Below are 25,631 nucleotides of genomic sequence, written 5' to 3' on the forward strand. Positions count from 1 at the left end.
AAGCGTTTCAGAAATGAAACGCTTTTTTTTATGGAGTAAATTAGAGTTTATCTACAACGCTATTTTAATGGTTCTCAACTTCTGCCCGTCGACTAATGCTGGAATTTCAATCACAATTGCCTTGTCCGTTTTGGTAATCGTTCCTTCTTGAATGGAGTAGTAACCCGCTTTTCCTTTGCAGTAGCAGAAAACGCCAAACAATGCTTTGGCTTGCAAGATTTGCTTTCCAGAAATACTGCCGTTTTTAAAGTTCGAAGGAAGTTCAAATACAATTTCTTCGCGGTAGCCACCGTCTACATATTGCTGGTCTTGCTCCTCAATGAGTTTGTATTGATATACAGTTGTGCCTGTTTTTTCAACGACGGTATAAAACGGCTTCCCAATTCCGTCGTCCTCAATGGCAAGAGCAGTATTTTTTAAAACCGCTTGGGTACATTGTGCGTTTTCAGGACACTCCGAAATTTTAGTAGCATTGGCTTTACTATCGCTTTCTAGGGCTTCTGTTTTGCTCTTGCAACTGGATAAAAAGCTAAGAACAAGGACTAAAGAAAGTATTTTTTTCATGATAATGTGTTTTTTAGTGAAAGGTAATCAATTTTTATTTCCCGTTGAACGCCGTCATGGTGTTTTCTAAACCTGCTGTTCCGAATGATTTTATGATTTCAACGGCAATGTCTAACCGCTCTGGCAGATTGGCTTTCTCGGTTTCGTCCCAATCTCCTAAAACATAATCTACTTGTTTTCCTTTTTTGAATTCGTCGCTGATGCCGAAACGAAATCTGGGGTACTCGGTGGTGTTGAGCAAAAGTTGGGTATTTTTTAATCCGTTGTGACCGCCGTCGCTTCCTTTGGTTCGGATTCTGATGGTACCGAAAGGGAGGTTTAAATCGTCTGTAATAACTAATATATTTTCGATGGGAATGTTTTCTTTTTGCATCCAGTATTGGATTGCTTTTCCCGAAAGATTCATGTAGGTGTTGGGTTTTAGTAGCAGGAAGGTGCGTCCTTTTAACTTATATTCGGCAAGTGAGCCCAACTTTACGGTTTGAAATTCTACGGATTCCTTTCGAGCAAGATGGTCGAGAATTTTAAAGCCGATGTTGTGTCTCGTATTGACGTATTCGGCACCTATGTTGCCTAGTCCTATGATAAGAAATTTCTTCATAGTATCGCTTGTAGTGGGTTTTGATGTTGTAGATAATTGGGTGAGCCATTTCATGGGGCTAAAATACGGTTTTGTTTTTAGTTAACAGGAGGATTATTTAACCTTCATCATTATACATTTAATCACTTCAATCCTCGCATTAACAAGAGCAATGCTCTTTTCCTCCAACCCACTACAATTTACAAAGACAAATCCCCAAACACTATTCAATTCCCATATACCTTTCCAACACCCCCCTCCTTCGGAGGGGTTGGGGGAGGATTCTATTACCAGTCAAATAAGTACGCCTTTATTTTCGTTCCATCAATACAATAAGTTCTGTGGTTTCGCCTGGAACAATAGTAAAATGTTCTATTTTAGTGACGTAATTTTCTTGCCAAGCCTTGATTTCATAAGCACCACCCACCAAGTTTTGAACGGTATTAAACCCTCTTTCACTTGAAATACGGTGAATATTTTTGCCCACAATTTCCAGATTTACACGAGCAATTCCTTCATTAGTACGAGCATCTAGCGTAGTAATCGTTAAGGCCAGATGACGCGTTCCGGTTTCATGAATTACACGCAAATTTTCGTAAGTAGCAACAAAGTCAGGTTCAGTAGCTATAAGCATTACCACCACTTTATCCATTTGTTTGGTAAAAAAGTCCATCAATTTAGCAATAGCCACATCAATATTCTTGGTCGTAGTTGAGCGGTGCCCTATAGATTCTTTAGGCTTTTTCATGATGTCTACAAAACTAGCCATCGTTTGCGAAAAGGTTTCCAATGACTTGGTACTCACGCCATATCTATCTAAATTAGCCAATTGATTTCTACCCGTAGCCAATAAATAGGTACAAACCCCTACTAAAGCATCACCAGAATAGCGTTTTAAATCTGATTTGGATTGCAACGCATTTTTATACAAGTCTTTTTCGCCCGCCATAGTCGCATAGCTACACAAAGCAGCACTCAACACAAACGCCTGAAGCTCTAAAGAACTTCTTAAATCGTCTTTCAGTTCTGTAATACCCGTTAAATTTACCAATTGTGCCGCTAGTAAAACTGAAATAACCGTAAGCATACGCGTCAATTCCTCTTTACTTTCTGCCACAGGAGCAAATTTTTCCCATAAAGCACGGTCGTCATCAAAGTGCTTTTCAACAGTACGCCCCATACTGTACGCCCCCATCTGTCTCTTATTCATAAATAAGTTATTTAAAAGTTTATAATACAAAGCTAGTTTATTTTTATATACCAAATAATAAATTATCCTAGTTTTTTACACCTTATGATTGAATTATTTTTACATATACGTATTACCCACACCTATATTCCTTTTTATAGTCATAAAGTCACATAAAACATTTGTTTTTAAATAATTTGTTTTTCAAATAGCAACCTTGATTTTTATTTTTGCAAATACTAAAAGCGTATCTCACTCGTGCATAACCTAATAAATGGAACGCATACTCTTTTACCAAGCGCCATTTGCTGCCTTTTATGGGCTACACCTTGCATTATAGGTACTGAACGCTTTTTTAAACTTGTAGTCTATGCCCTATTTTATGTGAAAAAAGATTTTATAGGTGCAGATAGGCTTTTTTTTAATGTTGGTATCCTTTGCAAACTTGTAAGTAGTGATTGAACAAGTGTAGGTATTGATTGAATACGTGTAGGTATTGATTGAGCGTGCGTAGGTGTTCTTTGAATACGTGTATATTCTAATTGAACGAGCGTGCGTATTAATTGAACCAACGTACGTATTACTTGAATGAATATAGGTATTAATTGTTTTTAAAAATATCGGCAGCTACCTCAAAAAAACACATTGCTATATTGAAAAGAAGTACCGATGCAATACTAAAATAAAGAGGAGTGTTTGAAAAAGAGAGGAGTGTTTTTAAAAAAAAGATAAACACCGGAAAAGTTCATTTGGCTACAGCCCAAAATAAAATAGAAATGTTGAAAATTATGATGTTAATAGGTGTACAATAAGTACAAACACTTCAACAATAAAATTGCACATTATTTAAAGCAAAAGAGAGGTTTAAAAAAAGCAGTATTAGATTTATAAGGTTGTGTACTACTAGTAATTATAGATAAATGTAGTATTAATTGTGTGGTTTAGTAGGTACGAGCTAGAAGCTCGCACTAGCGAAAATAGTAGCTGTTGTTGTGGATGGTGGGAGTATTCGTTTATAAGATTGCTTCGTGCCTCGCAATGACAGTTATTTATAACAATTCACGCAACGTCATTGCGAGGAACGAAGCAATCCTATGCCGTGGCGCTATGCGGTTACGTATAAGGGCTATTGTAGTGATTTATATGCCCATTCGGTTAGGCTATACCCAAGGAAAGACTCTCGTTAGTGGATTCGTGCATGGGATTGCTTCGTGCCTCGCAATGACGGGAGGGACCGTCTGTGGGGTTACTTCGTCGTCCATAATGATTGAAAGATTTAACAATTATCAATTTTCCTATTATTTGTCATCATGGAGAAATCTAGGACAAATAATGTTGTGATAACAGGATAAAACACAGGACTACCTTAAAAAAAAAACAAGGCTACATAAAAAAAAGGAAATCAAAAAAAAACACAAACCGAATAAGTTTGTGTTTTTAGTAAATGAATTATGGGAGTAATATATAGTATTGATAGGGTTTGAAGCTGTGCTTCTGCCCTTTTGTGAACGTGACTTTCTCGTTGGTCAGGTAATTGGTAAAGGTGCCTTCGAGTGGAAGAGTAAAGACTGCATTTGCCTTAGATAAATTAGCAATATAGATTACTTTGTCGTTCTTGCTTTCTCGGCTGAATGCCATGATGAGGGTATCGCTTGTGGTATGGATACGGCTGAATGCCGCGGCTTTCTTTGCTCCATTTAACGCTGGGTTATTGTTTTTTAAGGTGCCTAGTTTTTCATAGAGACTAAACATTTTGCCTTTCGTTTTTGGGATGGAGTCTTTCTCGAAGAACTTTAGTTTGTGTTTTAGTTCGTATTCCTGACCGGTGTAAATTAAGGGCATTCCGGGCATGGTGTAGGTTAAAGCGGTGAAGGCTTCTACTCCATCGCCCATGCGGTCGTACTCGGTTCCGTTCCAAGAATTTTCATCATGGTTAGAGGTGAAGTTCATGAAATAAGCGGTTGACTCGTATTCCTTCTTGATTTTTGCAAAGACAGAATCTAAATCAGCTACCGATTTTGTTCCTTTATTAATGTCGTTCATCACGTGGTGTGCTTCCCAGCCGTATCCCATATCGAAGAGGTTGTTTTTGAGCAGATACTCTTTATTGGATTCCATTAGCATGAAAAGGGGCTTTTCTTGGCGGAGTTTTGGCACAGCAAATTCCCAGAAAGAGGTAGGCACATTATCTGCAACGTCGCAACGGAAGCCGTCAATGTTGAGGTCCTTGACCCAGTACATCATTTCTTCTTTCATTACTTCGTGCAGTTCGGGATTGCTGTAGTCTAGGTGTGCGACATCTGTCCAGCCCCATGATTCTCCGGTTTCGGGATTTAGAGGGTCAGTTACTTCGCCATCTTTGTTCTTGTGGTAGTACTCTGGGTGGGTTTGAATCCATGGGTGGTCCCAACCGGTGTGGTTTGCTACCCAATCTAGGATTACATAAATGCCGTTGTCATGAGCGGTTTGTACGAGGTTCTTGAAGTCGCTTTTGGTTCCCATGTCGGGATTGATTCCTCTGTAATCTGAAATGGAATAGTAGCTTCCTAGGTATTTGGCGCGTTCTTTTTCGTCTTCGATTTCGGTGACTATTCTGCCGTCTGTGGCTTTTCTTTTGGTCATTGAAATGGGTTGGATGGGCATTACCCAGATTACTTTCACGCCTAGTTTCTTTAATTCAGGGATGTCCTTAGTGAAGGCTTCGAAGGTTCCTTCTGGGGAGTATTGGCGTATGTTGGCTTCGTAAATTACGGCGTTTTCTGCGGAAGCGTTGGTGAATTCGGTTAGTTTCTCGGGGGCTTTTTCTGTTTTACAGCTGGTTAGGATTGCCAGAGCTATGATTAATAAGGGTATCTTTTTCATTTATTTGTTTTTAAGCTCGCAAAGGCGCTAAGACGCTAAGTGCGATAGGTTATTCATTGTAGGTAATATAGTAGCTCGTTAGAGGTTATTTACTACTCTTTTGATTCCGTCTTTTATGTAGGATTCGTTGAAGTTAATTAATAGTTCTAATTTCATGTTGGTTGTCTTTTAGTAGTTTTTAAGCTCGCAAAGGCGCTAAGACGCTAAGTGCGATAGGTTATTCATTGTAGGTAATATAGTAACTCGTTAGAGGTTATTTACTACTCTTTTGATTCCGTCTTTTATGTAGGATTCGTTGAAGTTGATTAGTAGTCCTAATTTCATATTGGTTATTTTTAAATAGGTCAGCACTTGTTTTGGATGGACGTTGGAGACTTCGGCGACTGATTTGATTTCGATTAAAACTTTGTCTTCTACGATTAAGTCGGCTCGGAAACCGATATCTAGAACAATTTCTTTCCAGTAAACGGGAAGGGTTTTTTGTCTTTCGACTTTCAATCCCAATTCATTTAGTTCGTAGTACAGGATTGCTTCGTAAACACTTTCTAAAAGACCTGGCCCCAGCTTGGTGTGGATTTTGTAGCACACATCTACGATGATTTTTGATAGTTCGTTTTCAGTCATGGGTTTCGTTTTTATAATCTGTCGCTTTACATATATATCTCGCAAAGACGCAAAGGCGCAAAGCAGATAATGATAAATTTAAAACATTTTTAATTATAAATACAATTCAACACTTTAAATTAATAAAGCTGCATTTTCAACTCATGAAACTTCGTAGTGCTAAAAGTCCGTGCAATCAAAACTTAAAATCGTTTGAACTTGCATAATCTCCAACACTTTGCGTCTTGGCGACTTTGCGAGAATACATTTTTTCAAATAATCTGCACGAACAAGCTACCTCAACTCCAAAATCAAAACCGATTTTCCATCTAAAGAAATCGTTTCTTTCAAATCAATTTTCTTATCAGAAAGAACGTCCTTACCGGAAGTGAATGTCTTTATGTTTTCTTGAAAACGACTGGTTTTAATAGTCTTTGTGTCAGCAGCATTATTAATGACAACCATCACCGTTTCCTTATCGTTGTGGCGAAAATAAACGTACACATTATCTTCTGGGATGTAATGCGTCATTTTTCCAAAGTGCAGGACCTCTTTATTTTTCCTCCACTGAAACAACTTAGCTGTGAAATCAAAGAATTTACTTTGCTCGGCAGTCCGTCCTGATTTTGCGAAAGCATTATTTGCATCACCGTCCCAACCACCTGGAAAGTCTTGACGAATGTCTGCATCGCCTTTGCCTTTATCACCTGCCATACCAATTTCGGAGCCATAGTACAATTGCGGAATTCCACGAACGGTTGCCAAGAGGGTCATCGCCATTTGGTATTTCTCGAAATCGTTGCGGTAATTTTGATTGAACCTACCTGTATCGTGATTTTCGACGAAAGTTAGCAGATTGTTTGGGTTTGCATAGAGAAAGTCGTTCGTGAAATTGTCGTATATCTTAATCATTCCGTCGTTCCACGAAGCATTATCCTCGTTGAACACATTGCCAAAAGCATCGTGCAAGGTAAAGTCCATAACACTTGGCACATGGGAGTTATAGCTTTGGATTGCACTGATGGGGCTGTCCTTCTGCCAATAGGATATCTGTGCTTGGTCGTGCATCCACACCTCTGCCACGATGTTGAAATAAGGATATTCATTGGTAATGGCTTTCGTCCACTTAGCAATCGCTACTTTATCGTTATAGGAATAGGTATCGACTCTAAAACCATCCAAATCGGCGTATTCAATCCACCAAATGGCGTTTTGCGTAATGTAATTTAACACTAAGGGATTGGACTGATTTAAGTCGGGCATTGAAGGGACAAACCAGCCGTCCATACAGTATCTCGTGTCAATCGCTGAGGCGTTTGTGTCAAACTGTGTGGTCATTCTGTAATTCGATTGGGCATAACCCGGGAATTGATGAAACCAATCGTACGAAGGCAAATCCTTGAACATCCAGTGTTCGGAACCCCAGTGATTGGTCACATAATCCTTGATTAGCTTCATGCCGCGTTTCTTCATTTCGGCAGAAAGATGCACGTATTCTTCATTAGTTCCGTAGCGAGGGTCAATCCGGTACACATCCGATTGTCCGTAGGTATGATAGGAATATCCTTTGTCGTTGTCCTCACAAAGTGGCGTGCTCCAAAGTGCGGTAACGCCTAGTTCTTGCAAATAATCCAAGTGATTCTCGATTCCTCGAATGTCGCCACCGTGACGACCTCCAGGCAAACTTCGGTCTGCTTTTTCGTTTAATTCAGCATTGCTGTCGTTCTTTGGGTTTCCATTGGCAAAACGGTCGGGCATGATGAGGTACATCATATCTGAAGCATCAAAACTTTTTCGCTGGGCAGAATTGGCTCTTCTTTCTTTCAACGCATACTTTTTTGTAAAGGCTACTTTATTTTTGTTTTTAAATGAAAAAACAAATTCCGAAGCGGGAAGATTTTGCGTGTCGATGGTGATAAAAATGTAGTTGGGGTTTTCAGTTTTGACCACGTTTTTAATAATTACGTTATTCGAAACCGAAGCTTGATATTGCGCTATGTTCTTTCCGTAGAACATGATTTGCAATTCGGGGTTGTGCATTCCTGCATACCAGAACGGCGGCTCCATTTTGTCAATCTGTGCGAAAGAGGAAAGGGAAATAAGTAAAAATAGGAGTGTGTTTTTCATATTATTAGTAATTTAAAGTCTCGCAAAGTCGCAGAGACGCAAAGCTAGATAAACACAAGGCTTTGTGACTTGGCGTCTTTTCGAGACAAAATATTATACTGTAACCAAATGATTAGGCTGCACCGAAACTGCGTTTCCATTTACAAAAACAGTCAATTCTTTCGAACCTTCTAAGGCGAATTTCGTTTCTGAGGCGGTTACTGCAACCTGTAAAATCTGGTTTCTAAAGTTAATTTTAAAGGAGTAACCCGTCCATTCGTTTGGTATTCTTGGTTCAAAATGCAAAGCATCGTTCTTGACACGCATTCCACCAAAACCTTCAACGATACTCATCCAAGTTCCTGCCATACTCGTGATGTGGCAACCTTCTTCGACTTCTTTATTGTAATCGTCTAAATCCAAACGGGAAGTTCGTAGATAAAAGGTGTAAGCCATATCCATTTTATCCAAAGTCGCCGCTTGAATGGAGTGTACACAAGGAGAAAGGGACGATTCATGCACGGTAAATGGCTCGTAGAAATCAAAATGTTTCTCTAATTGTGCTTTCGAAAAGTGGTCCTCAAAGAAATAAAACCCTTGCAACACATCAGCTTGCTTGATGTAAGGCGAACGTAATATGCGGTCCCAAGACCATTTCTGATTTATCGGTCGCTGACTTTTATCCAAGTCATGTACTTTAACCAGCTCTTTATCTAAAAAGCCGTCTTGCTGTAAAAATACATCGTGCTCCTCTGAAAAGGGAAGGTACATTTTACCTGCAACTTTTTTCCATTGTTCTAATTCTGCTTGATGCAAATTCACTTTTGAAATGATTCTTTCGTAATCTGAATCGTATTCTGTGGCCACTTTCTCCAGTTGTTCTACAGCATAATCAATACACCATTTGGCCAGGTAATTCGTGTAAAAATTATTGTTTACGTTGTTCTCATATTCGTTTGGACCCGTAACTCCAAGAATCACAAACTGATTTTTATTGGTAGAATAGGTAGCTCTTTGATGCCAAAAACGTGCAATGGCAATCAATACTTCCAATCCTTTTTCAGGAATGTAACTGTAATCTCCCGTGAATCGGTAATAGTTGAAAATAGCAAAGGCAATCGCACCATTTCTATGAATTTCTTCAAACGTGATTTCCCATTCGTTGTGGCATTCTTCACCATTCATGGTCACCATCGGATATAACGCCGCTCCATTATTAAAACCTAATTTCGATGCGTTTTCAATTGCTTTATCCAACTGATTGTAGCGGTAAGTCAATAAATTTCGTGCTACTTGCTGGTCTTTTGTCGCCATATAAAACGGAATACAATACGCTTCCGTATCCCAATAGGTTGAACCGCCGTATTTTTCACCAGTGAAACCTTTTGGACCGATATTCAATCGAGAATCTTTTCCTAAGTAGGTTTGATTTAACTGAAAAATATTGAAACGAATACCTTGCTGTGCTTTTACATCGCCGTCAATCGTAATATCAGACATTTCCCAAATCTTTGCCCAAGCGTCGATTTGTTCCTGTAACAAAGCCTCGTACCCTTTGGCTTTAGCCGAATTAATAACGCTTTTAGCAGCCGAAATTAATACTGAATTTTCATGATTTAATGAAACCGTGTAACCTCCAAATTTCTGAATAGCGGATTTCTGTCCTTTTGCTACCTCAACTTCATAAGAAAACTGCACTTTATCTTCAGTAGCATTGCTGTTATTTGGCGAAAGCCCTAAACATGTATCATTTAACAAAATGCTATTTGACATATAAGTGGCCACATTAAAGTGTGTCTTGAAGGTTCGTGCTACAACGAACGCCTCATTTTCAGCATGATTTACGTCTAATGGTTCCCAGAATTTCTCTTCCCAGTTGGCATCTTCATTCTTTACACCTGCATCAATATAAGGTTTGTAAACAATTTTTGCATCTTGATTTAACGGCGTGATTTCAAACTTAATCACCCCTAATTCATCTGCCTCTAACGAAAGAAAACGACGAACTTCGACTTGGATTTCAACACCATTTTGCAATTTTGCGATAAAAGAACGGTGGTACCATCCTTCTTTCATATTCAATTCGCGCTTGAAATTTTTAATTTCTGCACACGAATTCATATCAAAATGTTCCCCGTTGATTTCGATTTCAATACCAATCCAATTGGGTGCATTTAATACTTTTGCAAAATATTCAGGATAGCCGTTTTTCCACCAACCTACTTTTGTTTTATCGGGATAATAAATTCCGGCGATGTAACTTCCTTGAAAGGTTTCGGCAGTATAATTTTCTTCAAAATTAGCGCGTTGACCCATAGCACCGTTTCCGATACTGAATAAACTTTCAGATGATTTTACGCGTTCGGCATCAAATCCTTCTTCTATAATTGACCAATTATTTGGTATGATATAATCTTGGTTCATTGTAAAATTTGTTTAAAGTTTAAAGTTCAAAAGTTTAAGGTTCCGCTATAGGATTCTTAAAATCTCGAAACTTTTACCCGTTTATGCATCAATTAACGAGCGGAGAAACTGTTCATTAATTCTTGTGAAATCAGGGAAATTGAATTCGGCTTCATGCAAAATTTCTTTATCTCCAATTCCAATACTTTTCATTCGAGCCGAATTAGCCGCTTGAATTCCCGCCAGCGAATCTTCAAAAACAATAGAATCGTCAGGAGCCACAAAAACCAATTGACACGCTCTAAGAAAAACTTCAGGGTCAGGCTTTGCATTAGTAACATCATTTCCGTCAACAACCGCATCGAAATACTGCATGATATCCGTTTTTTCTAAAATAGGTCGGGCATTCTTACTAGCCGAACCTAAAGCGATATATTGATTATTAACTTTTAGAAACTTCAACACATCAAGAACTCCTGGCAAAAGTTCGCTTTGGTCCATGTCCACTATATAGGACAAATAGAGTTCGTTTTTATCAAAAAGCCATTTGTCTTTTTCTTCTTGAGAAGCTTGAATACTTCCAAGGTTAAGAATAATTTCTAGTGAACGAACGCGACTCACTCCTTTTAAGTGTTCATTGTGTTCTGGGGTAAACTCGATTCCCAATTGTTGAGCCAGTTTTTGCCACGCTAAAAAATGGTAACGTGCCGTGTCTACAATAACTCCGTCAAGGTCGAATATGAATGCTTTTTTATTTGTCATAACCATTTTTAGTCTGAAATAGCTTGTTTTTCTGTTATTAAAAAGTTGCAAAGTCCAGCGAGAATTAAACAAATTCCTGCTAGAATCATTGCGTAAATGTGTTCCGTTCCAATCAATTTATATAGAAAATTAATACCGCCAAGTGCCGCTATAATTTGAGGAATTACAATAAACATATTGAACAATCCCATCATCAATCCCATTTTATTAGGGTTTACAGAACTTGAAAGCATGGCGTAGGGCATGGATAAAATGCTTCCCCATGAAATTCCAATTAGAATAAATGAAATATATAAATTGGACGGTGTTGCATAAAACATGAACATGAAACCTAATCCTCCCGCTATCAACGAGAACATGTGAATGAACTTTCTGTTGATTTTATTTTTTGAAGTGTAAAAAGTCAAAAGTAACGCAAATGCCATCGATGACAACCCGTAAATTCCCATTGCAGAACCTGTTGAATCGGCAGCGGTATTGTAGGCTTTGTCCTTTTCTTGATACTCATTTTTGTGTTGAACGTCTAGAAAATCAACTTTACCTTCCGTATTGAAAAGCACGTTATTTTCTGCATCCACTTGAGCATACAACTTGGCATCCGGTTTTGGCGCATTATAAACGTGTTCGGTTAAAGCAGGTGTTGCTAAACTCCACATTGTAAAAAAGGCGAACCAACTAAAAAATTGAATGACACCTAACTTTTTCATCGTAGAAGGCATTTCTAAATAGCCTTGCCACAAATCTTTGAAAAAGCGGGATTCTTTTTTTTCTCTTTGAAATTTTTCTAAGTCTTCCGGTGGATTTTCCTTCGTTGTAATTAAAGTGTAAATAATTGCCAGAAGAAAAACGCCGGCACCAGTTGCAAACGCAATTTTGACAGAAAGCGGAATGATTCCAGGAGCGGCTTCATTTGAAACACCTAATTGTGTAATTAACCACGGCAAATTACTGGCAATCCATGTTCCAATTCCGATAATTAAGGTTTGTACAACAAATCCGTACGAACGTTGTTCGTCAGGAAGTTTGTCAGCTACTAAAGCGCGGAACGGTTCCATACTAATGTTTATCGATGAATCCAACACCCAAAGTAGTCCTGCCGCAACCCATAAGACGGGTGAAAAAGGCATAAAGAGAAGCGTAATTGAAGCTAAAATTGCTCCAATTAGAAAATAAGGCTTCCTCCTACCAAATCGAGGACTCCACGTATTATCCGATAAATATCCAATGATGGGCTGAACTAACAATCCCGTAAGTGGTGCAGCAATCCATAAACCTGGAATACTGTCTACATCGGCACCAAGGGTTTGAAAAATCCTTGACATAAAACCGCCTTGCAAGGCAAAGCCAAACTGTATCCCTAAGAAACCGAAACTCATGTTCCAAATTTCCCAAAAACCTAATTTACGTTTTTCCATTATCGTAATTAATTGATTTACGATAAGCATTTCGACTTATCAAACTTTAATTTTGTTTCGAAGTAAAACTAAAAGCGTTGATAACGAAGTTGTAAATATATAAAAGTTTTCAATTCAAAGTTTTGAAATGAAAGGAATTTTTAATTTAAGTATTTTGATTTTATGGAAATATATTGATTTATATAATTGTAAATAAACGGATTAGCCAAAACTACAACGTTGGCGTAGATTCTCGAATTACTAAATGGGTTTCTATAACTTCCGTCTTATAATGTTCCTCTTCTTCCAGTTCTGTTTCCAACCTATCGATGAGCATTTGAGCTGCTTTTCCTCCCATTTCTATACCATTTTGACCAACAGTTGTAATGCTTGGAGATGAATATTTAGAAATAATTCCATCCGTGAAACCAATAACTGCCATGTCATCGGGAACAATTATGCCTTGCTTTTTTGCTGCTTTAATTGCTGTTACGGCGAAAAGTTCATTTACCGCAAAAATGGCATCAATTTTATTCTTCCGAATAAGTTCTTCAATTTGAGTGGTACAATTATCAATATCTTCAATTTTTAAAATTAAGCTGGGGTCAATTGCCATGTCATTTGTTTTCAAGGCTTTGATATAGCCATCGGTTCGTAATTTTCCTACACTAACATAATCAACCGTTGTAATTAAGGCAATGTTTTTGAACCCGGCATCAATCAGCTTTTGAACAGCTTCATAAGCTGCAAGATTGTCGTCAATAATCACTTTATCGCATGAAATGTCATTGGTAACGCGGTCAAACATCACAACCGGCATTCCTTGATTAATCACTTCACTAATGTGATGAAAATCTCTGCGGTACTGGGTTTCTTTTGAAAGTGACATGATGAATCCGTCGATACTTCCATTGGCCAACATGTCCATATTAATGACTTCTTTATCAAAAGATTCGTCAGAGAGAGTAACAATCACGTTATAGCCTTTTTCATTGGCAACATGCTCAATTCCGCTAATTACAGTGGCGAAAAAGTGGTGCACAATTTCAGGAATGATAATCCCAATAGTTTTAGTTTTTCTGTTCTTTAAACTTAAAGCAATCAGATTGGGTTTATAATTGTACAATTTAGCAAAAGCTTGCACTTTTAACCGGGTATCTTCACTAATTTCTGGACTGTCTCGCAACGATTTAGAAACCGTTGAAATAGAGACATCGAGTTCCTTTGCAATTTGTTTGAGCGTTACTTTCCTTTTCATTGTAAATTTGGTAATTTTTATATTGTGACTAAAGGTAAAATTTATTTTCATTTATCGAAAAATTAGAATGGAAAACATGTTAAAATCGTAAAGTTGTCAACACGAAAACGTTTTCGCAAGCTCATTTTTAGAAATAGATTTTTTTAGCTGAAATATTTACATAAATTTAACATTCGAAGTAAAACTATCAGCCTAAAAACGAAAATTAAAAAACAATTTTAACCTAAACAAAATGTATGAAAACAATTTACAATAAGTTGTTACTTTTAGTACTACTTTTTCCTTTAAGCATTCTGGCGCAGAGTACTTTAACAGGAACGGTTTTGGACAAAGCTTCCAATCTGCCAATTCCTGGAGTAAATGTAGTAGTTGAAGGAACCCAGAACGGTACTTCCACGGATTTTGATGGTAATTTTAATTTGACGGTGAAAAAAGGCGATAAAATCGTTTTTTCTTATATTGGATTTAAAAATTATACCTTAGTATATGACGCTCAAAAAACAATTTCGGTCGTTTTAATAGAAGATTCCTCTTTACTTGATGAAGTTATTGTAGTAGGATATGGATCTGTCAAGAAAAAGGATAACACGGGAGCTGTTTCTAAAGTGTCTGCTGAAAATCTAAATCAAGGAACTCTTACCGACCCTATTCAAGGACTTCAAGGTAAAGCTGCAGGTGTAACAATTACCAAACAAGGTGGTGACCCAAATGCAGGATTTAATGTACGTATTCGTGGTGCAGCAGGTTTTGCAGCAGGTGGAGGACCACTTTACGTGGTTGATGGTGTTAGAGGAGTTGATATAACTGCTATTGCTCCAGAAGACATTGTTTCCTATGACATTTTAAAAGATGCCGCTTCGACCGCTATTTATGGTGCTGATGGTGCAAATGGTGTGATTTTTATTACAACTAAAAAAGGTAAGAATGGTAAAACTACAATTGAATACAACACGTATGTAGCTATAGACGATGTTGCTAACAAATTAGATTTATTATCAGCAACCCAATATAGAAATGCAATTGCTGACAAAGGCATAGCTTTTACAGATAACGGTGGAAACACAGACTGGCAAAATCAAATTTACAGAACAGGAGTTACTACTAACCATCAATTTGCAATTTCTGGCGGAAATGAAACTAGTAATTACCGCGCTTCAATAGCACATACAGATTTTGAAGGAGTTATAACTGGCTCTGATAAAACTAGAACTATAGGAAGGTTAAATCTTACTCAAAAATCCTTCAATGATAAATTGGTTATTGATATGGGTCTTTCTGGAACTATAGAAGCTAACAAATATGTAAATTATGGTGGAAACGGACAAAATGACGTATTGTTTCAATCATTCCAAAGAGTTCCAACCGATCCTATTTACAATCCAGACGGGTCTCTTTTCGAAACAAATAGTGTTTTTAATTATTATAATCCAATTGCTTCTTTACAGCAGATCGAAAATAACCGAGATGCTAAAAGATATACCGGGAATTTAAGCTTAGATTACGAAATAATAAAAGGCTTAAACGCTAAAGTAGCTTTGACTTACTTGAGAAATGACGATGAATCTACTTATTTCGAGCCAACTTACAGTACAATTTATTCTGGACAAACTCTTTCAACAGAATTAAGAAGAGGTTACGGAAAAAGAGCGTACAATAATTGGGAACAAAGTATGCTTGAGGCTACTTTGACTTACAAGAAAACTTTCGCTGAAATGCATAATTTGACATTATTAGCAGGTTATTCTTATAGAGGAACAAACTGGGATGGTTTTAGCGCTCAAGGTAGAAACCCAATTTCTAATCAATTAGGTGCCGATGACATGCAAAACTTTGAGGATATTCAATTGGGAGATATTGATTCTAACAGAGGCGAAAGAAAAGACATTGGTTTTTTCGGAAGAGCAATGTACGATTATGATTCAAAATATTACTTAACTGGAATGGTTAGAAGAGATGGTTCATCTGTTTTTGGGAAAAATAACCAATGGGGTTATTTTCCATCTGTTCAAGCCGCTTGGAATATTGCAAATGAAAACTTTATAGCAAATAATTTATCAAGTCTAAATCTTTTAAAGTTTAGAGCTACATGGGGAATTTCTGGTAACAGTAACATCCCTTCAGGTGTTCAAGATTTTAGAGTTGGTTATGTCGGAACTGGAATTGACACTGAAACAGGTAATCCAATTGTAAATCTAGGCTATTACAACAACCCTAATCCGGACTTAAAATGGGATGAAAACAAAGAAATAAATTTAGGTTTAGATTTTGGATTGTTTAATAACAGAGTAAGCGGTTCGGTAGAATACTATAAAAAGACTTTAGATCAGTTATTGATTGCCAACAACAATATTCCAATTGAAACTAATTTCTCAAATACCACGTACATTAATGGAGGGAAAATAGAAAACAAAGGTTTAGAAGCAACTTTAAATATTAAAGTAATTGAAGGCAAAGATTTCTCTTGGAATACAACGTTAATTTACTCAACAAATAAACAAGAAGTTTTAGCACTAGGTAATGGTACTTATGATTATGACTTTATAGATGTTGATTATATTTCTGGACCTGGATTAGTTGGTGTTTCAACTCAAAGAATGCAAGTTGGTTATGAATTAGGTACATTCTTTGGTTTTGAATATGCTGGAGTATCCAATGGAAAATGGTTGATTAATGGCAATGATGGCGAAATACATTATTTAGATGACGTAAGTCAGTCGGATGACCACAAAAAAGTTATAGGTAATGCATTACCTGATTTCGAGGCGGGATGGAGCAATTACTTTACATACAAAAATTTTGATATGAGTATGTCTTTTAGAGCTGTAGTAGGTCATGAAATCTATAATGCTACGAATATGGTTTTTGGAAATCCTGATTATTTAGGTTCAAGAAATGTAAACAGTGAGGCCGTAACATTAAACGGAACTGTTGGTGGAGCTTATCAAACGATGGATTATTACTTAGAGGACGGAAGTTTTATTCGTCTAGACAATGTTAACTTAGGATACAGTTTTATAAATCCTTCTTTTGCAAAAGGAATCAGTAAATTGCGTTTATATGCTTCGGTAAATAATATTTTTACCCTTACTAATTATGGAGGAATTGATCCTGAGATTAATTTTTCGGGAGGAAATGGTAGTAATGAAATTTATTTTGGAACGGACAAATACAACATCTATCCAAAAACAAGAACATTCACATTTGGTTTAAACATTGCATTTTAATAAAAAAGTTATGAAATTAAAAAACAAATTAGGGATATTAGGAATTAGTTTATTGGCTTTTGCTTGTACAGATCTTGAGACAACCAATAGTGATTATCTACTTGCTGATCAATATCCAGAAAATCAAGAACAAGCAATTCGCGTCGCTAACCCCGTTTTTGCACGAACACAAGGTCATGCAGATTGGGGCGGATGGTGGTTTCTACAAGAAATCACAAGTGATGAAGCTACTGCTCCAACAAGAGGAGGAGATTGGGACGACGGTGGAAAATGGAGAGCACTTCATCAACACAGTTGGGGAGTTAGTACAGAAGCAGTTGAACAAATGTACCGATTCGTTTATGAAACGATGCCTCGTGCAAATAGAGCCATCGAATTACTAGAATTAGGTGCTGAAGCCGATCCAGAAGTTCAAAAAGTATTATCACAAACCATTGTTGCAAGAGCCTATTTTTATTATTTGGCAATCGACAATTTTGGAGATGTACCCTTCCCAAGAACTTTTACCGGAGCTGATGAATTTCCTTCAAGAACTCCAAGAGCAGACGTTTTTAATACTATTGTTCAAGATATCAAAGATAATATTGAATTCTTACCAACTCCTGTAGCGGGTGTTTCTGCAAGTTCAATTAATAAAGGAACTGCTTATGCATTATTAGCAAAACTTTACTTGAATGCAGAAGTGTATACAGGAACTCCAATGTGGCAAGAAACTATTGATGCATGCGATATGTTGATGACATATGGATACGCATTAGACGGCAGTCCCAAAACTCCTTTCTTATCTGATAACGCATCGTCTAAAGAAAATATCTACACCGTACCTTATGATGAAGATACCTTTACAGGCTTCAATTTACACATGAGAACTTTAAACTATCAAAATCAGTTGACTTTCGGAATGGGTATTCAGCCATGGAATGGTTTTGCTACTTTAGAAGCATTTTACAACACATTTACTTCAAATGATACAAGAAAGTACGCTTTATTAGAAGGACAACAATATGACATCAATGGTGTCGCTTTAACTGATGCAGATGCAGAAGGTGCTAATGTTGTTTTAACTCCAAATATTCCGGCACTTTTAATGCCCACAAATGCTTTTTCAAAACAACAAATTAGAATGTCTGGAGTTAGAGTTGTAAAATGGGAGATTCCTGTTGGAGCTAGAGAAAATCTAAGTACGGATTTACCACTTTTCAGACTTGCCGATTTTATGCTAATGAAAGCCGAAGCTCAAGTACGATTAAATGGTGCGGGTGCAGGAGATGCTTTAATTAATGAAATAAAAGGAAGATCGAATGCTCCACTAACAGGAGGTTATAATTTAGACGAAATCCTTGCCGAAAGAGGAAGAGAAATGATGTGGGAAGGTCACAGACGTCAGGATTTAATTCGTTTTGGAAAATTCAACAACACATGGTGGGAAAAAACCAATACGGATACGAATAGAAAATTATTCCCAATTCCACAATTTGCAATTAATGCAAACTCAAATTTATTACCACAAAACCCAGGATATTAAAAATATAAAAATATAAATAAGATGAAAAAATTAACTTTTTTATTAGTCGGACTAATTGCATTTACAATAACATCTTGTAGCGATGAAGATCCAAACATCAATGTGCTACCAGGCGAACAAATGACTGTTGCTCCTGTTTTGGAAATACCAACTGTGTCAGACTATGTAGTTATCGAAAGTATAGCTGATGATCTAAATACGTCAGAAAACGAAGAAATTATTGGTAATGAAGAATTAGAAGCAGGTTCATTAACATGGTCAGCTGCAGATTCAGAATATAACGGCGAAATTAGATATTTTATACAATTAACTCCTGCGGGTTCCGATTTTGTTGATTCAGCACGTATTTTTGCAGATGGAGTTACCGATTTATCAAAATCTTTTACTTTTGGCGATATAAATAATGCAATGAACAGATTAAATAAACTTCTAATTGCTAATGGCCGACCAGGAATACAATTCGATGAAGCTAATCCTATCGATGCTCGAATAATTGCAGTTGCGGCAATCTCGCAATCTACAATTTTCTCTGAACCGGTAACAATTAACATAACTCCTTACGAAGTTATTATTGTTGAAACACCAGTATTATTTCTAGTTGGAGCCCCTCAAGGATACTATGGGTTGAGTGCATGGACTCCTACAACTGCATTAGAAATGAGATACATTGGTACAGCACAAGAAATAATATTTGAAGCTTACGTAAAAGTAGCTTCTGGAGATGGATTCAAATTTATTAGTGACCAAGCGGACTGGGGATCTTTAAGTGGAAATTACGGAACCATTGGTGGTGCACAAGACGGAAATCTTCAAGATGATGGCGGAAGCGGCGATATCAAAATTGCTGAAACTGATGGAGATGGACTGTATTATGTTCAAGTAAATTTAACTACAGAAAAATACAAAGCTGTCAAAATGAATTGGGGAATCATCGGAGCTGCAACAGCAGGTGGATGGAATGATGAAACAGCAATGACCTATGATTTTGCAACAAATAAATATTCTATCAACGCGACTTTAAGCGCTGGCGAAATGAAATTCAGATCTAAAAATGCAGGTCAGTTCATTTATAATGATGACTGGAAATTTAATGTGGGTGTGAGTGATCCAACTGTAACTTACAATGGGGGTGCTGGAAACTTCTCTGTCGCGGGAGGAACTTTGACACTAGGGCTGATTGTCAACTTTGACGGTACAGCTGTAGTTAGCGGACTATAAGATTTTAAACTATAAAATAAGGCTGCCCTAATAAGCAGCCTTTTTTTTAAATATTACATTATGAAAAAAATTACACTGGTATTATTTCTCTTTATTAATTTGCTTGCAGTAGCACAAACAACTACAATCCCATCACCAGCGGTTGCTGAGGGTTCGGTAGAATTGCGTTTCAACAAAGCAGGCACACCTCTTGCGAGTTACACTGGAACAATTTACGCTCACATAGGTTTAACCGTGGACGGTGTTCAATGGCAAAATGTAGTGGGATCATGGGGAAACAACACCCTTCAACCTGCTCTAACATTAGTATCAGGCACAACCTATAAACTTACTTTAGGACCCAATCTATATTCCTATTTTGGAGTTCCTACAACAAGTACAATTACACAAATTTGTGTTGTTTTTAGATCTGCGGCAGGTGCGCCTCAATCAGCCGATACTTTTGTGCCTGTAGGTGCTTTTCAATTGAATTTAACGGCACCTGTTCAAAATAGCGCAACCGTTTTAGCTTCAAATTCTAGCTTTGCAATTGCTGCAAACAATTCAGGTGGAAACGCAAGTTATGTTTTGAAATCAAACGGAACTGTGATAAACAGTAACACAAGTACAGCAAATTATACTTTTTCGCACACCAATATTACTTCTAATCAAAATTATGTTTTAGAAGCAACTCAAGGTACCTCAGTGATTACCAAAAAGTTTTCTGTAATTGTAAATGGTGGTGCTACTGCCTTAGGAATGCCAGAAGGGATGAAAGATGGTGTAAACTACGATCCAACGGATGCTACAAAAGCAACATTGGTCTTAAATGCTCCAAATAAAGATTTTATTTACGTAGCTGGTAGTTTCAATAATTGGGAACCAAATGCAACTTATGCGATGAAAAAAGACCCTACGTCAGGGAAATTTTGGTTGGAATTAACTGGATTGACTTCTGGTACAGTTTACACGTATCAATATTGGGTGGGCGACCAAACCAACCGTCCTGCTAATTCACCCGCGATGGTAAAAACCGCGGATCCTTTTTCAACTTTGGTTTTGAGTCCATTTGATGATGGAGAACTTATTACTTTAGGCGTTTATCCTAATTTACCAGAATATCCGGCAGGACAAGAACGCGAAGTAAGTGTTTTACAAACGGGTCCAGATGCTTTTTACCGATACAATTGGAGTGCAGCAACAACTAATTTTGTAAAACCAAGTAAGAAAGATTTGGTAATTTATGAAGTTCTTGTGCGTGATTTTGATGCCAGTAGAACGTATCAAGATTTAATCAATAGAATTGATTATTTCAAAAACCTAAACATCAATGCCATTCAATTGATGCCTGTTATGGAATTTGAAGGTAATGAAAGTTGGGGATACAACACTGTTTTTCACATGGCGTTAGACAAACGTTACGGTACTGAAGCAAAATTCAAAGAATTCATTGATTTATGTCACCAAAACGGAATTGCAGTTATTCTTGATGTAGCCTTAAATCATGTTTACGGTCGTTCTCCATTAGAAAGAATGTGGATGACTGATACGGATAACGACGGTTGGGCTAATGGTACTACTTCAGAAAACCCGTATGCAAATGCAAATGCAATGCACTCTTACAGCGTGGGAAGAGATTTAAATCACTTCAACGAACCAAATAATTTAACAGGAAACTATGTAAAACAAACCATCGAACACTGGATGAACAACTACAAAATTGACGGTTTCAGATGGGATTTAACTAAAGGTTTCACACAAAATTGTCCCTACACAGGTAGTGGTTCTGCTCAAGAATCATGTACCAATGGCTATCAATCTGATCGTGTTGCGAAACTAAAATACTATGCTGATTTGCAATGGAACATCGACCCAAATTTCTATGTTATCTTCGAACATTTAGGAACTGGAGGTTCGTATAACGAAGAAGTAGAATGGGCAAATTACAGAAAAACAGGTGATGCTGATGGAATTTCAAAAGGAATCATGCAGTGGAGAAAAATGACCGACCCTTATGCGAACTTCTTAAAAGGAAACAGCACGAATCTTTCAGGTGTTGCTGATGCTAGTGACCGTTTTATTGGGTATGCTGAAAGTCATGACGAAGAACGCGTAGTTTATAAAGCATTGACAGAATCAGGACAAACTCAAAACAACTTACCTAAAGTATTGAAACGTCTTTCGGCAATGGGTGCTTTGCATTTATTAGTTCCTGGTCCGAAAATGGTGTACCACTTTGGTGACTTAGGTTACGACGATTCTATCAATACTTGTACAAACGGGACTGTTGCTTCAGACTGTAAATTATCTACGAAACCACAAAATCAGTGGACAGAAAACTGGCTTGGAAATACCGATAGAGCACAAGTTTATAACGATTGGGCAAAAATGATTGAATTGAAAACAACTGAAAATGTTTTTGAAAACGGTCAACACGCTTGGAATTTTTCTACAACTGGAAAACCAAGATTAGACATCTGGACAAGTACTACGTCAACCGCAGATTTGAGTTATGTGTTTGTATTAACCAATGCAACCAACGCAGTCTCTAATGCAGCTGGAAACTTTCCTTACACAGGAACGTGGTACGACTTGATGACTGGAACACCAATCACGGTTACTAGTACAACTATGGAGGTCTCCATTGAGGCAGATGGTTTCAAAGTGTACGGAAATAAACAAGCATTGTTGAGTCAGCCTGGTTTTGAGAAAACGAAAGTTGTTTTGCAACCTAATCCTACTTCAGGGACTTTCTTTATCAACACCGCTACCAAAAATGTTGCTGTTTATAACGTAACAGGTCAATTGGTAAAAGAGTTCAACGGAAGTTTTGATTCTAGTTACTCCTACTCTATTGATGGATTAAGCCAGGGTATTTACTTGGTGAAAATTACAGATGAAAACAACAATCAATCTTCAATGAAGTTGATTAAAAAATAAAGTTTGTTTGATTTAGTTAATCTTAAAAGGGTTCTTTCTTCATTGAAAGAACCCTTTTTTTATATCAACGTCTTCTTCAACCCTTCGGCAATACACCTCCATAAGTAATTAAAAAAGGATTTTTCTTTAATCCGTGCTACCGAGACTTCGTTTTCAAGCAATTTCCCTTCAGAATCATCGCTTAGTAATAAATTACCTACCCAACTTTTCAATTTACTTTCCTTGTCGCGGTTGTTCTTCTGGTATAATTTAATCTTTAAGTCGTGGTATTTCAACGCAAAATCACCGCTGGCTTGGTTGTCGTTTCCAGAAAAGTTGAAATACACTTGGTCAAATGTTCCCTTGGTGGTCGCGTTTAAATACGGTTTGGTAAACACCGCCAAGCGTCCCGTTTCAAAATTCAAGATTCTCCCTTTTATCGTAAATCCATCTGATTTGTCCATCGGGTTAAAACGCCAATCGACTTTCATAGGCGAGGTTTTCATAAACTTGCAGTCTATCGCAATTTGCACGTCAGGAAGTTTGGTTTGCTCAAATCCGCTGTTCAAATGCGTGGCCTGTAAGTTAAAAGAAGTAAATTCTAACTTCCCAGCTCCTTTGTCAAAGGTTTTTTCTTCTTCATAAACCAATCTCGAATTGGCAACCGTCAACGTATCCACTTGCAACGTAAACGGCAGTTCACGCAGTAATTTATTATAAAGCGGCTTGATAGTCAAATCGTCTTCCGGCATTTTGCTACGGTAGATGTTGGCATCCATTTCACTCAATTCAATTGCATTGGTCTTAAAAAAGAACTTCTCTTCTTTAAAACCCCAATCCATCTCTTTAACCGAAATTTTATCAGCCTTCAACGTATATAAATCCTTCTCTTTTGCCAACTGATTTACAAATTCCCGACGGTTATAGACCGACACCATGGCAAACTTTTCGATGTCGACACCTACATTAGTAGTAGCAATTTTAGCCGATTGTATCTGATATCCGTCATCGGTTTTATAAAACAAACTGTCGCAACTAAAGGCGTAGCTCTTATAGGTAAAAGGGATTTTTTGTTCCAATGTCGCGTCGGAAATGGCAATATCATCCAACTGGAAGGTTACATTTTGAGCAGAGAACAGCGTCTTGTTATTTTTCAAATTTAAAATTCTAAAACTTCCTTGTTCCAAATTAACATCGGCTACCGTAACGATTTGCTGAAACGGTTTTACCACCTTCGAACCAATACTTTTGGTCGAATTAATGGTCTTGTCATTGTCTTTAAACAAAGTCACTTTCGGACGGTGCACGGTTATCGTTTGCGCTTCAATTTTATTACTAAATAGCAACGGAAAAATTGAAAAATTATCGATAGAAACCCGCTCTACTGTTGCAAAAATACCATTCTTTGCTAAGCTGTCTTTCTCGCGTTCCTTGGGCACAATCGTAATGCCTCTGGCTTCAATCGTCTTTGAAAAAAGCGAAACCTCCAGCTCTTTATACTGTATGTGATACGGCGTTTCGTTCTTCTCCGAAATCAGCTTGGGGAGTTGGGCATCAATCCACCAGTTCGCGCCAAGGCTTGCTACGCCAAGGAAAACGATGATTCCTACAATACTATATACAATTCTCTTGGCACTCTTTTTCATAACAAATGTCGCTTTAGGATAAATATAGGCACAATTAGTTTTCTAGTTCTTTATAAAATCTTAAAATTGAAAAAAAAATAAGCGCCTATAAAAAGCAACCTCATGGACTGCGTTCCTTCTACATCAAAAAAAAATCACAGCACTCAAACGAGCGATATGATTTTTAAAGTGTGAACAACATTTACTTATTTATTAGCATTATTCTTTTTATTAACGCCCTCACGACGGGCAATAATGTCGGCATAATATTCCCTACCGGTGTTTACCCTTCTCAACATATCCAAGAAAAACGGTGTTCCCTTATAATCTGCCATCATCAAGACGTAATTAGCAAGCTTGTTATAGACTACAAAAATTTCTTTTCTTAAAGCGTTGGTATCGTATTCTACTGTTGAACCAATTTCGGTAGAACGATTGGCAAACATAGTTTTAAATTCATCATTTGCAACTTCAAGATTGTCTACATGACGCTTTAAGTTTAAGGCATCCATCGCATTGTCCTGAGCTCCTCGAATTTCAATAATCATGTTAGTGATGGCAAGCGATTCGGTTTCGTAATTGTCTTTCTCAACGTTTTTATACTTGCGCAAAATTACGTTTATCTCGCGATAAGCAGCAAGTTCACCAGGGTCGTCCGTGTATTCGTAAGCACTCGTAAATCTTCGAATTACTAAAACTTTTCTATCACGTCGCAAGTCGAGTTCTAATAAGGCTAGTGTTTCGGCACGGGCTTTCACTTGCAATAAAGCCTCGTTATACGGAATATTGATGGCCTTGATTTTATCAAATTGGATTTTAAATTCGGGGTCTGTAGTAAGTACTTGACCTGAATTTGTAACATCTTCAATATAACGATTGATGAATTGTCCTGCTTCGATTACCTGTAATCGAGTTGTGCTGATGGGATAAAGTTGCATAATGATACGGTTTACGGTTTACCCAAATTTATAAAAAAAACCAAAACAAAATACATTATTGTATTTTTTAGCTGAAAATAACTGAGGGTCTTGTATTCATTGGGGTTCATATAAGAGAATATACCAAAACAAGTTGTTCCAACTCGAGTTAAGACCGCTCTTTTTCAATATAAAATACTAAAACAATCCAGCAGCATGACTTGAAGCACTACGAAACCATCCCGACAACTGCAAGAGCCATTTGAAGTACTACGAAACCTCCCCGACAACTGCAAGAGACTTTTGAAGCACTACGAAAGCTTCCCGACAACTGCAAGAGGCTTTTGAAGCGCTACGAAACCTCCCCGACAACTGCAAGAGACTTTTGAAGCGCTACGACGACCCCCCTCCACTTATAGGTCGTTGAAGTACTACGACGGGTGCCTAAAATGGATTGAAAACAAAAAAGCTGCAACGATTTGTTGCAGCTTTTTAAATAATTT

At 37.4% G+C, this 25,631-nt stretch carries 16 protein-coding genes; 4 read left to right on the forward strand and 12 right to left on the reverse strand.

What is annotated here, in order from left to right; translation table 11 throughout:
• Positions 1–51 precede the first annotated feature (51 nt).
• The 10 genes from ACQ5J2_RS02165 to ACQ5J2_RS02210 form a co-directional block, all read right to left on the reverse strand.
• On the reverse strand, positions 52–564 hold the full coding sequence (locus ACQ5J2_RS02165; protein ID WP_432672050.1) for a hypothetical protein: 513 nt from the start codon (positions 562–564) through the stop codon (positions 52–54).
• Between the two features lie 34 nt (positions 565–598).
• A complete protein-coding gene (pth, locus tag ACQ5J2_RS02170; protein ID WP_432672051.1) occupies positions 599–1,219 on the reverse strand; it encodes an aminoacyl-tRNA hydrolase in 621 nt (206 codons plus the stop codon).
• Between the two features lie 235 nt (positions 1,220–1,454).
• The gene (locus ACQ5J2_RS02175; protein WP_432672052.1) at positions 1,455–2,354 is read right to left on the reverse strand and encodes a hypothetical protein; all 900 of its coding nucleotides are present in this window, start codon (positions 2,352–2,354) and stop codon (positions 1,455–1,457) included.
• Positions 2,355–3,782: 1,428 nt separating this feature from the next.
• Positions 3,783–5,195 (reverse strand): alpha-amylase family glycosyl hydrolase, encoded by a 1,413-nt coding sequence (locus tag ACQ5J2_RS02180; RefSeq protein WP_432672053.1) that lies wholly within the window; start codon positions 5,193–5,195, stop codon positions 3,783–3,785.
• 246 nt (positions 5,196–5,441) lie between these two features.
• Positions 5,442–5,819: a GxxExxY protein gene (locus tag ACQ5J2_RS02185; RefSeq protein WP_432672054.1), complete on the reverse strand. Its 378-nt coding sequence runs from the start codon at positions 5,817–5,819 to the stop codon at positions 5,442–5,444.
• Positions 5,820–6,092: 273 nt separating this feature from the next.
• Positions 6,093–7,925, reverse strand: coding sequence for a glycoside hydrolase family 13 protein (locus ACQ5J2_RS02190; protein ID WP_432672055.1), 1,833 nt, complete (start codon positions 7,923–7,925; stop codon positions 6,093–6,095).
• 93 nt (positions 7,926–8,018) lie between these two features.
• A complete protein-coding gene (locus ACQ5J2_RS02195) occupies positions 8,019–10,328 on the reverse strand; it encodes a glycoside hydrolase family 65 protein (RefSeq protein ID WP_432672056.1) in 2,310 nt (769 codons plus the stop codon).
• A gap of 81 nt (positions 10,329–10,409) precedes the next feature.
• On the reverse strand, positions 10,410–11,069 hold the full coding sequence (pgmB, locus tag ACQ5J2_RS02200; protein ID WP_432672057.1) for a beta-phosphoglucomutase: 660 nt from the start codon (positions 11,067–11,069) through the stop codon (positions 10,410–10,412).
• A gap of 8 nt (positions 11,070–11,077) precedes the next feature.
• Positions 11,078–12,484 carry an MFS transporter gene (locus tag ACQ5J2_RS02205; RefSeq protein WP_432672058.1) on the reverse strand — a complete coding sequence of 469 codons (1,407 nt, stop codon included), beginning with the start codon at positions 12,482–12,484 and terminating at the stop codon, positions 11,078–11,080.
• Positions 12,485–12,695: 211 nt separating this feature from the next.
• On the reverse strand, positions 12,696–13,721 hold the full coding sequence (locus ACQ5J2_RS02210; RefSeq protein WP_432672059.1) for a LacI family DNA-binding transcriptional regulator: 1,026 nt from the start codon (positions 13,719–13,721) through the stop codon (positions 12,696–12,698).
• Between the two features lie 236 nt (positions 13,722–13,957).
• On the opposite strand from ACQ5J2_RS02210, the gene ACQ5J2_RS02215 reads away from it, so the two are divergent.
• The 4 genes from ACQ5J2_RS02215 to ACQ5J2_RS02230 are packed head-to-tail and all read left to right on the forward strand — an operon-like array spanning position 13,958 to position 22,607.
• Entirely contained in the window at positions 13,958–16,945 is a 2,988-nt protein-coding gene (locus tag ACQ5J2_RS02215; RefSeq protein WP_432672060.1) for a SusC/RagA family TonB-linked outer membrane protein, read from the forward strand.
• Positions 16,946–16,955: 10 nt separating this feature from the next.
• Positions 16,956–18,470 carry a RagB/SusD family nutrient uptake outer membrane protein gene (locus tag ACQ5J2_RS02220; RefSeq protein WP_432672061.1) on the forward strand — a complete coding sequence of 505 codons (1,515 nt, stop codon included), beginning with the start codon at positions 16,956–16,958 and terminating at the stop codon, positions 18,468–18,470.
• Between the two features lie 21 nt (positions 18,471–18,491).
• Complete coding sequence (locus ACQ5J2_RS02225; protein ID WP_432672062.1) at positions 18,492–19,688, forward strand: SusE domain-containing protein; 1,197 nt, start codon at positions 18,492–18,494, stop codon at positions 19,686–19,688.
• A 60-nt stretch (positions 19,689–19,748) separates the two neighbouring features.
• The gene (locus ACQ5J2_RS02230) at positions 19,749–22,607 is read left to right on the forward strand and encodes an alpha-amylase family glycosyl hydrolase (protein ID WP_432672063.1); all 2,859 of its coding nucleotides are present in this window, start codon (positions 19,749–19,751) and stop codon (positions 22,605–22,607) included.
• Between the two features lie 59 nt (positions 22,608–22,666).
• Here the strand turns inward: ACQ5J2_RS02230 and ACQ5J2_RS02235 are convergent, their stop codons facing one another.
• Together ACQ5J2_RS02235 and ACQ5J2_RS02240 are read right to left on the reverse strand one after the other, a co-directional pair.
• Positions 22,667–24,232 (reverse strand): hypothetical protein, encoded by a 1,566-nt coding sequence (locus ACQ5J2_RS02235; RefSeq protein WP_432672064.1) that lies wholly within the window; start codon positions 24,230–24,232, stop codon positions 22,667–22,669.
• Positions 24,233–24,417: 185 nt separating this feature from the next.
• A complete protein-coding gene (locus ACQ5J2_RS02240; protein ID WP_432672065.1) occupies positions 24,418–25,149 on the reverse strand; it encodes a DUF6261 family protein in 732 nt (243 codons plus the stop codon).
• Positions 25,150–25,631: the final 482 nt, after the last annotated feature.

This window comes from Flavobacterium sp. SM2513, from assembly GCF_050908145.1.
Classification (GTDB): domain Bacteria; phylum Bacteroidota; class Bacteroidia; order Flavobacteriales; family Flavobacteriaceae; genus Flavobacterium.